11 protein-coding genes are annotated in these 14,993 nt (G+C 45.9%); 9 read left to right on the forward strand and 2 right to left on the reverse strand.

Features of this window, described 5'->3' with window-relative positions:
• Nucleotides 1-125: 125 nt before the first annotated feature.
• Nucleotides 126-266, reverse strand: coding sequence for a hypothetical protein (locus FKX92_RS12045; protein WP_173361598.1), 141 nt, complete (start codon nt 264-266; stop codon nt 126-128).
• A 368-nt stretch (nt 267-634) separates the two neighbouring features.
• Here FKX92_RS12045 and FKX92_RS06285 point away from each other — a divergent pair, with 368 nt between their 5' ends.
• The 8 genes from FKX92_RS06285 to FKX92_RS06325 all read left to right on the forward strand — a co-directional run bounded on the left by FKX92_RS06285 (nt 635) and on the right by FKX92_RS06325 (nt 9,776).
• A complete protein-coding gene (locus tag FKX92_RS06285; RefSeq protein WP_002893837.1) occupies nt 635-892 on the forward strand; it encodes a hypothetical protein in 258 nt (85 codons plus the stop codon).
• A 722-nt stretch (nt 893-1,614) separates the two neighbouring features.
• Nucleotides 1,615-3,591 carry a transketolase gene (tkt, locus tag FKX92_RS06290; protein WP_149565829.1) on the forward strand — a complete coding sequence of 659 codons (1,977 nt, stop codon included), beginning with the start codon at nt 1,615-1,617 and terminating at the stop codon, nt 3,589-3,591.
• A gap of 177 nt (nt 3,592-3,768) precedes the next feature.
• On the forward strand, nt 3,769-4,104 hold the full coding sequence (gene yajC, locus FKX92_RS06295) for a preprotein translocase subunit YajC (protein ID WP_002920276.1): 336 nt from the start codon (nt 3,769-3,771) through the stop codon (nt 4,102-4,104).
• A gap of 230 nt (nt 4,105-4,334) precedes the next feature.
• Nucleotides 4,335-5,084 carry an isoprenyl transferase gene (locus FKX92_RS06300; RefSeq protein WP_002907966.1) on the forward strand — a complete coding sequence of 250 codons (750 nt, stop codon included), beginning with the start codon at nt 4,335-4,337 and terminating at the stop codon, nt 5,082-5,084.
• Nucleotides 5,085-5,102: 18 nt separating this feature from the next.
• A complete protein-coding gene (locus FKX92_RS06305; protein WP_002905403.1) occupies nt 5,103-5,906 on the forward strand; it encodes a phosphatidate cytidylyltransferase in 804 nt (267 codons plus the stop codon).
• 226 nt (nt 5,907-6,132) lie between these two features.
• Nucleotides 6,133-7,389 (forward strand): RIP metalloprotease RseP, encoded by a 1,257-nt coding sequence (rseP, locus tag FKX92_RS06315; RefSeq protein WP_149565830.1) that lies wholly within the window; start codon nt 6,133-6,135, stop codon nt 7,387-7,389.
• Nucleotides 7,390-7,454: 65 nt separating this feature from the next.
• A complete protein-coding gene (locus FKX92_RS06320; protein ID WP_149565831.1) occupies nt 7,455-9,305 on the forward strand; it encodes a proline--tRNA ligase in 1,851 nt (616 codons plus the stop codon).
• A gap of 90 nt (nt 9,306-9,395) precedes the next feature.
• Complete coding sequence (locus tag FKX92_RS06325) at nt 9,396-9,776, forward strand: PH domain-containing protein (RefSeq protein ID WP_032916189.1); 381 nt, start codon at nt 9,396-9,398, stop codon at nt 9,774-9,776.
• A gap of 83 nt (nt 9,777-9,859) precedes the next feature.
• Here FKX92_RS06325 and FKX92_RS06330 read toward each other — a convergent pair whose 3' ends face one another.
• Complete coding sequence (locus FKX92_RS06330) at nt 9,860-10,405, reverse strand: DUF1307 domain-containing protein (protein ID WP_149565832.1); 546 nt, start codon at nt 10,403-10,405, stop codon at nt 9,860-9,862.
• A gap of 167 nt (nt 10,406-10,572) precedes the next feature.
• Between FKX92_RS06330 and FKX92_RS06335 the strand changes: the two genes are divergently transcribed.
• On the forward strand, nt 10,573-14,961 hold the full coding sequence (locus FKX92_RS06335; RefSeq protein ID WP_125378738.1) for a PolC-type DNA polymerase III: 4,389 nt from the start codon (nt 10,573-10,575) through the stop codon (nt 14,959-14,961).
• Nucleotides 14,962-14,993: the final 32 nt, after the last annotated feature.

A 14,993-nucleotide genomic window follows, 5' to 3' on the forward strand; every position in this document is an offset into this window, starting at 1 on the left:
CTACATCCGTCTCGTTCTAGCGAGGCGGATTTTGTCATTTGAACAAGCTCCTGCAGCAGCGAAAGAGCTGATAAGCCTTATACAAGTCTTCTATCAAAACCTTTCTATTGGCTTGGTGCTCCATTTCATAATTTGGAAATACTTGCAAGGGCATAAGAACTATCACTTGTCATCTGTTCTTTGTTTTCTTCTAGATACTGCCGTTCTCTCTGATAGACTAACATACTGGCTTCATGAGGCTGCTTACTTTTTAGAAAGGTTAACATTGCTATTTTCCTCTAAATTTTTTAAGTTTTTCTTGAAAACTCTAAAGCAGACTAGTGTAAAATGCGAGAACGCAATGCTGTATTTCATCAGTTTTCAGAAAATTTAAAAAAACTGTTGGATGACACTCACATAATCTGAATTAGCATGATTTAGGCTTCTAAAAAATGTTTAGATAATTTGGAGGAAGACAGCAAATGACAAGTGGGCATTTTAAATTTTTTAGATAATGGAGATAAAACATAAAAAGTTGACATTTCAACGAATTATGTTCTAATTTTTTTGTACATTTTCAAGTTTTTATATATGTAAATGTCAGAAAAAAGTGTATAATGGATTAGTAAATTAAATTTTAGGAGAGGATTTAATTATGAAAAAGTTGGATATTACAACCATGCCCGACTATAGGAAAGTCGAGGCTGTTGTTCAGTTGTTAGTTAATGGAACCTTAACTAGTTATCGAATTGCGACGGATGCAAACATCAGCAAGATGAGTATCCTGACCTTAACTAAAGGGACCAGCAAAATTAAGAACATTACTTATCAAACTGCGATGGCCTTAATTAATTGGTATGAAGAAAACCATGAAAAATATGGCATCACTATTCATCAAAAGGCCGCAGGATAGTCTAAAACTATGATGTAGCTCAAACCTAACCCAGCTAACCATTTGGATAGCTGGGTTTTTCTATGCCTCTTAATGAGACAAGCCGTGGGCGCAGTCGAATTTAGAGGCATTGATGCAGACTGAGCGTAAGCGAAGTCTACGTTCCGCTAATTTCTTAGCGATTGCCGGCTCGCAGAGTCGAGCAGAGTTTAGAGGCATAGATGCAGTTTGAGCGTTAGCGAGAACTACGTTCTGTAAAAACTTAATGAGACAAGCCGTGGGCGCAGTCGAATTTAGAGGCATTGATGCAGACTGAACGGAAGCGAAGTCTAGGTTCCGCTAATTTCTTAGCGATTGCCAGCTCGTAGAGTCGAGCAGAGCTTAGAGGCATTGATGCAGTTTGAGCGTAAGCGAAAACTACGTTCTGAAAAAACTTAATGAGACAAGCCAGAGGCACAGTCGGACGTAGGAGCAGCGATGCTCACTTTCTTACTTTTTATCTGTCCTTAGGGGCAGATTTTTTTGACAGTCCAAGAGTGAACAGTCACCTGTGTAATTCTTGGTCTTTTTATTATCGTTTTCAAGATTTATAATAAATCTATAAAAAGATGAGATTATCCCTATCTTGCGATATAGGGATAATTTTCTTATAATAGATATGAGACAATTTTTATCGTTTCTACGACCATTGTTTATCCTGTTCTGATGTCAGGACAGATTTTAGTAAAAATAAGGAGAATCCAATGTCACAATTATCAGTTAATGCCATTCGCTTTTTAGGGATTGACGCGATTGAAAAGTCTAAGTCAGGTCACCCTGGCGTAGTCATGGGCGCTGCGCCGATGGCTTATGACTTGTTTACTAAACAATTGCGTATCAATCCAGAAGAGCCAAACTGGATTAACCGCGATCGCTTCGTCCTGTCTGCAGGACATGGTTCTATGCTGCTTTATGCCTTGCTTCATCTGTCTGGCTTTAAAGATGTCAGCATGGAGGAAATCAAAAACTTCCGCCAATGGGGTTCTAAGACACCAGGTCACCCAGAGTTTGGCCACACAGCTGGTGTTGATGCCACTACTGGTCCACTGGGACAGGGTATTTCTACAGCTACTGGATTTGCTCAGGCAGAGCGTTTCTTGGCTGCTAAGTATAACCGTGAAGGCTACCCAATTTTCGACCATTACACTTATGTCATCTGTGGTGATGGCGATTTGATGGAGGGGGTTTCAGCTGAAGCTGCTTCTTATGCTGGCCTACAAAAGCTGGACAAGCTGGTTGTTCTCTATGATTCAAATGATATCAACCTAGATGGAGAGACCAAGGATTCCTTTACAGAAGATGTTCGTGCCCGCTATGAAGCCTATGGTTGGCATACTGCCTTGGTGGAAGACGGAACAGACCTTGCAGCGATTGATGCAGCTATCAATGAAGCTAAAGCTTCCGGCAAACCATCTTTGATTGAAGTCAAGACGGTTATCGGTTACGGTTCTCCAAACAAGCAAGGAACGAATGCAGTGCACGGTGCGCCTCTGGGAGCAGAAGAAGCTGAAGCTACTCGTAAAGCCTTGGGCTGGGACTATGCTCCATTTGAGATTCCTGAGGAAGTCTATGCAGATTACCGTACAAATGTGGCAGAGCGTGGTGCAGCGGCATACGATGCTTGGAAACAGCTGGTAGAGGACTACAAGCAAGCCCATCCAGAATTGGCAGCAGAAGTAGCAGCTATCATTGCTGGTCAGGATCCAGTAGAAATCAAACCAGAAGACTTCCCAGTGCTTGAAAATGGCTTCTCTCAAGCGACTCGTAATTCCAGTCAGGATGCCCTCAATGCAGCAGCTAAGGTGCTTCCGACTTTCCTCGGTGGTTCTGCTGACTTGGCTCACTCCAATATGACCTATATCAAGGAGGATGGCCTGCAAGATGATGCCCACCGTCTCAACCGCAATATCCAATTTGGTGTGCGCGAGTTTGCTATGGGAACAATTCTCAACGGTATGGCGCTTCATGGTGGTCTTCGCGTTTACGGTGGTACCTTCTTCGTCTTCTCAGACTATGTCAAGGCAGCTGTCCGTTTGTCTGCCCTTCAAGGCTTGCCAGTGACTTATGTCTTCACGCACGACTCTATTGCAGTTGGTGAAGATGGACCAACTCACGAGCCGATTGAGCATTTGGCTGGTCTGCGTGCCATTCCAAACCTGACTGTTTTCCGCCCAGCAGATGCGCGTGAAACTCAGGCAGCTTGGTATCTGGCCCTTAAGAGCCAATCCACTCCGACTGCTCTGGTCTTGACCCGTCAAAATCTGACAGTCGAAGAAGGCACAAACTTTGACAAGGTAGCTAAAGGTGCTTATGTGGTCTACGAAACAGGAGCAGATTTCGATACCATCTTGCTGGCTTCTGGTTCTGAGGTTAATTTGGCTGTTGCAGCTGCTAAAGCACTTGCAGAAGAAGGCGCTAAAATTCGCGTGGTCAGCGTGCCATCAACAGAGCTTTTTGATGCTCAAGATGCAGCCTACAAAGAAGAAATTCTGCCAAATGCAGTTCGTCGCCGTGTAGCGATCGAGATGGCAGCTAGCCAGCCTTGGTACAAGTATATCGGTCTAGACGGTGCAGTTATCGGAATCGATCAGTTCGGTGCATCTGCTCCGGCAGGCAAGGTTCTGGAAGAATATGGCTTTACAGTTGAGCATGTAGCAGAAGTTGTTAAAAATCTTAAATAAAAAGACATAAAATCAGGGTGTTAGTCATCCTGATTTTTACTTTTTAAAAAATGTCGTTAGGCCAGTCATGCTTCATCCGACTTGAGACGGACTTTGCCTGAAAAGTCAGAATCGTCTTGTAAAAATAAGGGAAATCTGCTATAGTAGTTCATATATGACATTCGAAGGAGAAAAGATATGAATCCAATTATGCTTATTGTATTTGCGGTTGTACTGGTAGGGATGACTTATTTCCAAATGCGTACTCAAAAGAAACAGGCTCAGCAGCGTATGGAAAGCCTTAACAAGCTGCAAAAGGGTTATGAAGTCATTACCATCGGCGGTTTATACGGGACAGTAGATGAAGTAGACACAGACAAGAAAACAGTTGTTCTGGATGTGGACGGTGTTTACCTGACCTTTGAACTGACAGCTATTAAGACTGTGCTGCCATTGACTGAGGGCATTCCTGCTGTTGCTGGCGGTGAAGGAAGCGTTGACGTTCCTGAGGAAGAATCAGCGATTGAAGAGTAAAGAAATAAACAGCTTGCGGGCTGTTTTTTTGTTTTGGTTCATGTAGCTAGGAGGTGTTTGATTGCAACTTTATCTGCCTCGCAGTTTGGACAGGCTGGGTGAGTTTGGATTCTCTGGTTGACATTCTGTCCTTATTTTATATCCTCGGGTTTGAAAAAGCGGATGAATTGCCCACATTCCAAGGATTTATGATATAATGAACTGACAAAACTTTAAATAGGATAAAAAGTATGTTTAGTTTTAAGAAAAAAGAAAAGCTGAACGCACCGCTGAATGTTCCCAAACACATTGCTGTCATTATGGATGGCAACGGCCGCTGGGCCAAAAAAAGGATGCAGCCGCGCGTGTTCGGTCATAAGGCTGGCATGGAAACCTTGCAAAGGGTGACGATTGCTGCCAAGGAAATGGGTGTTCAGGTCTTGACTGTCTATGCCTTTTCAACGGAAAATTGGTCTCGGCCGGAAAAGGAAGTTTCTTTTATTATGAATCTGCCGGTTGAATTTTACGATCGCTATGTGCCGGAGCTGCACAAGAACAATGTAAAAATCCAGATGATTGGTGATACGGCTAAGCTTCCTAAGGCGACATTTGAAGCTTTGGAAAAGGCTGAAAGCCTGACCAAGCTCAATACAGGTTTGATTCTCAATTTTGCTCTAAATTACGGTGGCCGATATGAGATCAATCAGGCGGTTAAACTGATTGCTCAGGATGTTTTGGATGCCAAACTCAGTCCCGGTGACATTACTGAGGAAGTCATTGGCAACTACCTCTATACCAGCAACTTGCCTAAGATGCTGCGCGATCCAGATCTGGTGATTCGGACCAGTGGAGAGCTGCGTCTCAGCAATTTTCTGCCTTGGCAGTCAGCCTACAGTGAGCTGTATTTTACGGATATTCTATGGCCTGACTTTGATGAGAAGGCTTTGAAGGCTGCAATTGCAGAATACAGCCGTCGGAATCGACGCTTTGGCGGTGTTTAAGGGAGAAAGTAAAAGAGTATGAGTAAAAATTTACAAAAACGTCTAATCTTTGGAGGAATCGCTCTTGCTATTTTTATTCCTCTGGTATTGACTGGGGGAGTTATCTTTCAGATTTTTGTAGGGCTGCTGGCTATGCTGGCGGTGCATGAATTTCTCCAAATGAAAGGTCTGCCGACAGCGACCATCGAAGGTGTCTTAGCCATGCTGGCAGCCTTTGTCCTAACCCTGCCCCTGGAAAACTATCTGAAGTTTCTGCCGGTCGACGGCAATGTCGTGGCCTATGGCTTGGTCGTCTTCCTTCTGTTGATTTCGACTGTTCTAGGTTCCAACTATACTTTTGAAGATGCGGCCTATCCGATTGCAGCTAGTTTTTATGTCGGTCTTGGTTTTAATGCCTTGATTGATGCCCGCTTGATGAATATTGACAAGGTCCTGCTAGCTCTCTTTATCGTCTGGGCTACTGACAGCGGAGCTTATCTGGTCGGGGTGCGTTTCGGTAAAAGAAAGCTGGCGCCAAGAGTTTCCCCTAATAAGACTATTGAAGGAAGCCTGGGCGGCATTCTATCAGCCGTTCTAGTGACTGGGATTTTTATGTTAGTTCGACCGCAAGTGGCGACTCCTTACAATGCCTTTGTCTTTTTGATTCTGGCAGTGCTCTTTAGTATTGCAGGCCAGCTAGGTGATTTGGTCGAAAGCTCAGTCAAGCGCCATTTCGGGGTCAAGGATTCTGGGAAATTCATTCCTGGCCACGGCGGTGTCTTGGATCGCTTTGACAGCCTTCTCTTCGTCTTTCCGCTGATGCATTTCTTCGGCTTGTTCTAAGACAGTCGTGCATGGCTGAAAGCAAGGGATGACAAGCTTGTCCAACGACCTCACAATCTGAGAAGGAACTAGGATTTGGAGTTCAAAATTTTGAGAGGAGCTTCTACCCTATTTTCAAAAGTGTCAGCTATGCAGGGGCGGGAAGCTCGGTATTTGGCCGTTTTCTGCTCCTTCTTTGATTTAAAGAAAAAATAAGATTTCTAGGAAAGGTAAAATATAGAAGTCCATGCAGTTTATAACCTTTATTATTATTTTTGGGATCATTGTGGTGGTCCATGAGTTCGGACACTTCTACTTTGCAAAGAAGTCCGGCATTTTGGTCAGAGAGTTCGCTATCGGTATGGGACCCAAGATTTTCTCCCATATTGGTAAAGACGGGACGGCCTATACGATTCGGATTTTACCCTTGGGGGGCTATGTGCGTATGGCCGGCTGGGGGGAAGATTCCACTGACATTAAGGTGGGGACACCAGCTAGTCTGAGCTTGGATGCAGAGGGCAAGGTAGTTCGTATCAATCTCTCTGGCAAAAAGGTTGACCAGACAGCTCTGCCCATGAATGTGACTGGCTTTGACTTTGAGGAAAAGCTGGAAATCACTGGTCTGGTTCTTGACGAGCTCAAGACTTATGCAGTAGATCATGATGCAACGATTGTTGAAGAAGACGGCACTGAGGTGCGGATTGCACCGCTGGATGTTCAGTATCAGAATGCTAGTATCTGGGGTCGTCTTATTACCAACTTTGCTGGGCCTATGAATAACTTCATTCTGAGTGTCCTGGTATTTATGCTGCTGGCCTTTGTTCAGGGCGGCGTTCGCGATGAAAACAGCAATCATTTTCAAGTCATGGATGGTAGTGCCATAGCAGCTGCTGGGGTTCAAAATAACGACCAAATCCTTAAGATTAATGACTATAAGATTAGCAACTGGGCGGATCTAACCAGTGCTCTAGCGAAAATCACAGGCAAGAGCAAGGAAGCGCCGACCTTGTCTGTTACCTACAAACACGGCAGCGAAACGAAAGAGATTACCGTACAGCCTAAAAAAGACGGCAATCGTTATCTGCTAGGGGTATCTCCAACGGTCAAGACAGGCTTCTGGGACAAGGTCATTGGCGGATTTACTGCAGCTTGGTCTACCACGGTTCGTATTTTGTCAGCTCTGAAAGATATCATCTTCAACTTCAATATCAATAAGCTGGGCGGTCCGGTCGCTATTTACAATTTCAGCAGTCAGGCTGCAGAGCAAGGCTTGCCAGCAGTACTCAGCCTCTTGGCCATGCTGTCGCTCAATATCGGTATTTTCAACCTGATTCCTATTCCAGCCTTGGACGGCGGAAAAATCGTCCTCAATATTCTGGAGGCTATCCGCAGAAAACCTCTGAAAAGAGAAACTGAGACCTATATCACTCTGTCTGGAGTGGCTATTATGGTTATTCTGATGATAGCCGTTACTTGGAACGATATTATGAAATTATTCTTCTAAGAGCCCGAAGCTCATAGAGCCATGAAAAAGAAATTATTCAATGAAAGTCAAGGAGTTTTGTTTTTATGAAGCAAAGTAAAATGTTAATTCCAACCCTGCGTGAGATGCCTAGCGATGCTCAAGTTATCAGTCACGCTCTGATGCTGCGGGCTGGCTATGTCCGTCAGGTTTCAGCTGGGGTCTATTCTTATCTGCCGCTGGCCAATCGTGTGATTGAAAAAGCAAAAAAAATCATGCGAGAAGAGTTTGACAAGATTGGTGCAGTGGAGATGCTGGCTCCAGCCCTGCTCAGTGCAGACCTCTGGCGCGAGTCTGGCCGTTATGAGACCTATGGTGAAGACCTCTATAAGCTGAAAAATCGTGAGAAATCAGACTTTATCTTAGGGCCAACCCATGAGGAAACCTTTACAGCTATCGTTCGTGATTCGGTTAAATCCTATAAACAGCTGCCACTCAATCTCTATCAGATTCAGCCTAAATACCGTGATGAAAAGCGTCCTCGTAACGGGCTCTTGCGGACGCGTGAGTTTATCATGAAAGATGCCTACAGTTTCCACGCTAACTATGACAGCTTGGATGTGGCCTATGATGAATACAAGTCTGCCTATGAGAAAATCTTTACCCGCAGCGAGCTGGATTTCAAAGCCATTATCGGTGATGGCGGCGCCATGGGGGGTAAGGACAGTCAAGAATTCATGGCCATTACGCCAGACCGGACGGATGTGAACCGTTGGGTGGTTTTGGACAAGTCTGTAGCTAGCTTTGATGAAATTCCTGAGGATGTTCAGGAAGCTATTCGGACAGAATTGACCAGCTGGATGGTATCTGGTGAGGATACCATTGCTTATTCCAGTGAGTCCAGCTATGCTGCCAACCTTGAAATGGCGACGGATGAATACAAGCCGGCAGGACGTGTCGTGACTGATGAAGAAGTAGCCCGTGTCTCAACGCCTGACTGCAAGACCATTGACGAAGTTGCTGCTTTCCTTGGGCTGGATGAAAGCCAGACAATCAAGACCTTGGTTTACATGGCTGACGAAGCTCCTGTCGTAGCACTTTTGGTCGGCAATGACCAGCTTAATGAAGTCAAGCTGAAAAATCATTTAGCGGCGGATTTCTTTGATGTGGCGAGTGAGGATGAAGTCCGTCAGCTCTTGGGAGCAGGTTTTGGCTCACTAGGGCCAGTCAATCTGCCAGAAGGCGTGAGAATCATCGCTGATCGTAAGGTGCAAGACCTGGCTAACGCTGTGGTTGGCGCTAACGAAGATGGTTACCACTTGACCGGTGTCAATCCAGGCCGTGACTTTACCGCTGAGTATGTGGATATCCGTGAAGTTCGTGAAGGTGAGATTTCGCCAGACGGCCAAGGTGTCCTCAAGTTTGCTCGCGGGATTGAGATTGGGCATATCTTTAAGCTGGGAACTCGCTACTCTGACAGCATGAACGCTAATGTCTTGGACGAAAATGGCCGAGCAGTACCGATGATTATGGGTTGTTACGGTATCGGTGTCAGCCGTCTCCTGTCTGCTGTTATGGAGCAGCATGCCCGTCTCTTTGTCAATAAAACTCCTAAGGGCGAATTCCGCTATGCTTGGGGCATCAACTTCCCGAAAGAGCTAGCACCATTTGATGTGCACTTGATTCCGGTCAATGTCAAGGACGAGGTAGCCTTGGCTCTAACAGACCAAATCGAGGCTAACTTGCTAAGTGCTGGTTATGAGGTCTTGGTGGATGATCGCAATGAGCGCGCTGGTGTTAAGTTCAGCGACAGCGATTTGATTGGTCTCCCAATCCGTGTGACAGTAGGTAAGAAAGCTGCAGAAGGCATTGTCGAAGTTAAGATTAAGGCTACTGGCGATACCATTGAAGTCCACGCCGATAATCTGCTAGAAACCTTGTCTATTTTGACAAAATAAAACAAACTGCCAGTTTTATCTGGCAGTTTTCTTTTGCTTATTGGAGGTGAAAATGCTATAGTAGGAAAAAATAGATTGGAGGACCGATTGATGGGATTATTCGGCGGTTTATTAGGCAATGCCTCTCAGAAAGATATTGAAAAAACAGAAAGACAATTGGAGGATATTCTGACAACAACAGAGAATGTAGAACTGGCTTTTAGCCTCATTCGTGACTTGATTGTCTTTACAGATAAGCGTTTAATCTTGGTCGACAAGCAGGGAATGACTGGCAAAAAGACTTCTTATAAGTCTTTTCCTTATCGCTCTATCAGTCGCTTCTCAGTAGAAACAGCTGGGCATTTCGACTTAGATGCTGAGCTGAAAATCTGGGTTTCCAGCGCTCAAGAGCCAGCAGAAGTCCTGCAATTTACCAGCGACCGCAGTGTCATCGCTATCCAAAAAGCCTTAGCGGAAGCGGTTTTAAGATAGCATATTGCCCCTTTAGGATTTAAAAATAAACAGAAAAGCCTTCTGAGCATTAACTATAAAGTTAAATCACTCAGAATGCTTTTTTATTCTTCTGTCAAACCTTGCTCTCTCATAAAGTTAAAGACCTCTTCGGGTTTATCTTGGAGTTTATTAAAGACAGTTTGTTCGCCATCAGAACCACCTGTGGACTGAATCAGCTGTTCTTGATCTATTTTGCTGAGGTCAAAGTCAAAAATTGCTGAAGCTATTTTCTTGTCTTCGGAAATCTCAACGTGAATTTCAAGCCCCTTTAACGTTTCCTTGTTTTCTATCGTAGAATTTTTCTGAGCATATTCGCTATAGAATTTTGTTAATTCTTCGACGCTCATCTTTTGATTTTCTTCAGAGATAGTTTGGCTAGCGATGAGTTGAAAAGATACAATCTTGTCTTTTGTATAGAAAAACTTGATTGAATTGGTATAATGCTCATCGATTTTTTTAGAAAAAGTTTTCGTCTTCACTTTTTCTTCTTCTTTGGCTTTGCTTTGACTCTGATTTTGCTTGGGCTTGTTTTCTTGCTTATGCTGATTAGGCATACTACAGGCAGTCAGGGTCAGCAGACAGGCGCTGGCTAGTAAAATTTTCTTCACAATTAAGACTCCTTTTGATAAATGTTTTTGTTCTATTATATCATAACTTATCTCCAGGAAGAATGTCTTGATAATTGTGTAAGACTCGCACTTTGCCCTATTCTTTTTCTGTCGAAAAAAGTGCTGATTTATGGTAAAATAGGGTCACTACTGTACGAGGAAATGTCATGTCAAACAAGTTTGAAATTTTAATGCATCAGCTGGATATGCCACTGGAAATGAGAAATTCAGAGGCCTTTTTGAATGCTGAAATTGAGAAGGTTCTGGTCCACAAGGTCAGTCGGGTCTGGGAGTTTCATTTTTCTTTTACGAATATTCTGCCCATTGAGATTTTTCGGGAATTGCAGAAGCGCTTAGCTCAAGAGTTTTCTAAGACGGGCAATCAAGCCGTTTTTGAAATTCACTGTCAGGCTCCTCAGGTATCGGATGAGCTCTTGCAGGCATATTACCAGTTGGCCTTTGAGGAAGGTCCATGTGCCAGCCATGGCTTCAAGAGTCTGTATCAGGATTTGCGGGTTCATATGGATGGGGACAAGCTGTTGATTGAGGGAGCTTCAACCATTGATACGGAGCATTTTCGCAAGAATCACCTGCCCAATCTCAGCCAGCAGCTGGTCAAGTACGGCTTTCCTCAGCTGACTTGTCAAGTTCAGCACAGCGATGAGCTGACCCAGCAGCAAGCGGAGAATTTCCAGGCGGAGAATGATAAGATTGTCCAGGCGGCCAATGAAGAAGCGCTCAAAGCCATGGAATCCCTGCAGCAGATGGCACCACCGCCAGAGGAAAAGCCAGCCTATGACTTCCAAGCTCGTAAGGCTGCGGCTAAACCAAAGCTAGACAAGGCAGAGATTACCCCGATGATTGAAGTTCAGACTGAGGAGAATCGTCTGGTCTTTGAGGGAATGGTCTTTGACCTAGAGCAGAAAGTTACTCGGACTGGCCGAGTCCTGCTCAATTTCAAGATGACAGACTACACTTCTAGCTTTTCCTTGCAGAAATGGATGAAAAATGAAGAAGAAGCCAAGAAGTTTGACATGATTAAGAAAGGCGCCTGGCTGCGCGTGCGGGGAAATGTGGAGATGAACAATTTTACCCGCGACCTGACCATGAATGTGCAGGATGTGCAGGCCGTTACTCACTATGAGCGCAAAGACTTGATGCCTGAGGGCCAGAAGCGGGTTGAGTTTCACGCCCATACCAATATGTCTACTATGGATGCCCTGCCTGAGGTGGAGGAAATCGTGGCAACGGCTGCCAAGTGGGGCCACAAGGCTGTCGCCATTACCGACCATGGCAATGTGCAGAGCTTTCCCCATGGCTACAAGGCTGCCAAGAAAGCTGGTATCCAGCTGATTTACGGTATGGAGGCCAATATTGTAGAAGACAGGGTTCCTATCGTCTACAATGAAGTGGACATGGAGCTGAGCGATGCGACCTATGTAGTCTTTGACGTGGAAACGACAGGCCTTTCGGCGGTCTACAATGACTTGATTCAAGTTGCGGCCAGTAAGATGCATAAGGGTAATATCGTCGCTGAGTTTGATGAGTTTATCAATCCTGGGCATCCTCTTTCGGCCTTTACGACGGACTTGACCGGGATTACAGATGAGCATGTCCGCAATGCCAAACCACTGGAGCAGGTGCTGAAAGAGTTTCAGGAATTTTGTCAGGACAGTGTCCTCGTTGCCCATAATGCTACCTTTGACGTGGGCTTTATGAATGTCAACTATGAGCGTCATGGCCTGCCGAAAATCAATCAGCCAGTTATTGACACGCTGGAATTTGCCCGCAACCTCTATCCAGAGTACAAGCGCCATGGTCTGGGGCCTTTGACCAAGCGTTTCCAGATTGCTCTGGAGCACCACCATATGGCCAACTATGACGCAGAAGCGACGGGTCGTCTCCTCTTTATCTTTATCAAGGATGTGGCTGAAAAGCATGGTGTGACCAATCTCAAGGATTTGAATACGGATCTGGTCGATGAGAATTCTTACAAGAAGGCTCGGGTCAAGCATGCGACCATTTATGTGAAAAATCAGACGGGGCTCAAGAATATTTTCAAGTTAGTCAGTCTGTCCAATACTAAGTATTTCGAAGGTGTCCCTCGGATTCCACGGACCGTGCTGGATGCCCATCGAGAAGGCCTGATTTTAGGCTCAGCCTGTTCAGAAGGTGAAGTCTATGACGCCGTTGTCTCTCAGGGGGTGGATGCAGCTGTCGAAGTAGCCAAGTATTATGACTTTATTGAGGTCATGCCGCCGGCTATCTATGAGCCACTGATTGCCAAGGAGCAGATTAAAGACCAGGAAGAACTGCAGACCATTATTCGCAATCTGATTGAAGTCGGAGATCGCTTAGGCAAGCCCGTCCTTGCGACGGGGAACGTCCACTATATCGAGCCGGAAGAAGAAATTTATCGCGAGATTATCGTTCGGAGTCTAGGTCAGGGAGCCATGATTAACCGGACCATCGGTCACGGTGAAAATGCCCAACCGGCTCCGCTTCCTAAGGCTCACTTCCGGACCACCAATGAGATGCTGGACGAATTTGCCTTTCTAGGCGAGGACTTGGCTAAGAAGCTGGTCATCACCAATCCCAATCAGCTGGCGGAGACCTTTGAGCCGGTAGAGGTAGTCAAAGGCGACCTCTATACGCCTTTCATTGACAAGGCCGAGGAGACGGTTGCTGAGCTGACCTATCAAAAAGCCTTTGAGATTTATGGCAATCCGCTACCTGATATCGTGGACTTGAGGATCGAAAAAGAGCTGACCTCCATCTTGGGGAATGGATTTGCCGTGATTTACTTGGCTTCGCAGATGCTGGTGCAACGCTCCAACGAGCGGGGCTATCTGGTAGGTTCGCGGGGGTCTGTCGGATCCAGCTTTGTTGCGACCATGATTGGGATTACCGAGGTTAATCCTCTGTCGCCTCACTATGTCTGTGGCACATGCCAATACAGCGAGTTCATCACGGATGGCTCCTATGGTTCAGGCTTTGATATGCCGGATAAGGACTGTCCAGAGTGCGGTCACAAGCTGAGCAAGAACGGTCAGGATATTCCATTTGAGACCTTCCTTGGATTTGATGGGGACAAGGTACCCGATATTGACTTGAACTTCTCCGGAGAGGATCAGCCGAGCGCCCATTTGGACGTGCGGGATATCTTTGGTGCGGAGTATGCCTTTCGGGCTGGGACCGTTGGTACCGTTGCGGCTAAGACGGCCTATGGATTTGTCAAGGGCTATGAGCGCGACTACGGGAAGTTCTACCGGGACGCAGAAGTTGAGCGGCTGGCGCAGGGAGCTGCCGGAGTTAAGCGGACGACTGGACAACACCCGGGCGGAATCGTTGTTATCCCTAACTACATGGATGTTTATGACTTTACACCGGTCCAATATCCAGCTGATGATGTGACGGCCGAGTGGCAGACCACCCACTTCAACTTCCACGATATCGATGAAAATGTCCTCAAGCTAGACGTTCTGGGACACGATGATCCGACCATGATTCGGAAGCTTCAGGACTTGTCTGGCATTGATCCTAATGACATTCCTATGGATGATGCTGGCGTCATGGCCCTCTTTTCTGGAACAGACATTCTGGGAGTGACTCAGGAGCAAATCGGCACGCCGACTGGTATGCTGGGGATTCCGGAGTTTGGGACTAATTTTGTACGGGGCATGGTTGATGAGACCCATCCGACAACTTTTGCCGAGCTCTTACAGCTATCTGGTCTCTCTCATGGTACGGACGTTTGGCTGGGCAATGCTCAGGACTTGATTAAGCAAGGGATTGCTGACCTATCCACCGTTATCGGCTGTCGGGACGACATCATGGTTTACCTCATGCACAAGGGCTTGGATCCTAAGATGGCCTTTACGATCATGGAGCGCGTGCGGAAGGGCCTTTGGCTGAAGATTTCTGAAGAAGAGCGCAATGGCTACATCGCAGCCATGAAGGAAAACAATGTGCCAGAGTGGTACATCGAGTCCTGTGGAAAGATCAAGTACATGTTCCCCAAGGCCCATGCGGCAGCCTATGTTATGATGGCCCTGCGGGTGGCCTACTTCAAGGTGCATCATCCGATTTATTACTACTGTGCTTATTTCTCCATCCGGGCTAAGGCCTTTGATATCAAGACCATGAGTGGCGGACTTGATGCCGTCAAGCGTCGGATGAACGAAATCGCTGAGAAGCGTAAGAACAACGAAGCCTCCAATGTAGAAATTGACCTTTATACAACCTTGGAAATCGTCAATGAAATGCTGGAGCGGGGTTTCAAATTCGGAAAGTTAGATCTCTACAAGAGCCATGCAACTGAGTTTCTCATCGAAGGAGATACCCTTATTCCACCATTCTCCGCTATGGACGGTCTGGGTGACAACGTTGCCCGCCAAGTAGTCAGAGCGCGCGAAGAAGGCGAATTTCTCTCTAAGACAGAACTCCGCAAACGCGGCGGCCTCTCTAGCACCCTAGTCGAAAAAATGGACGACATGGGTATTCTAGGAAATATGCCCGAGGATAACCAGTTGAGTCTGTTTGATGAGTTTTTCTAAAATAATTCAAAAAAAGTTAAAAGATGGACGAA

It is taken from the genome of Streptococcus sanguinis (genome assembly GCF_008329445.1).
GTDB lineage: Bacteria > Bacillota > Bacilli > Lactobacillales > Streptococcaceae > Streptococcus > Streptococcus sanguinis_O.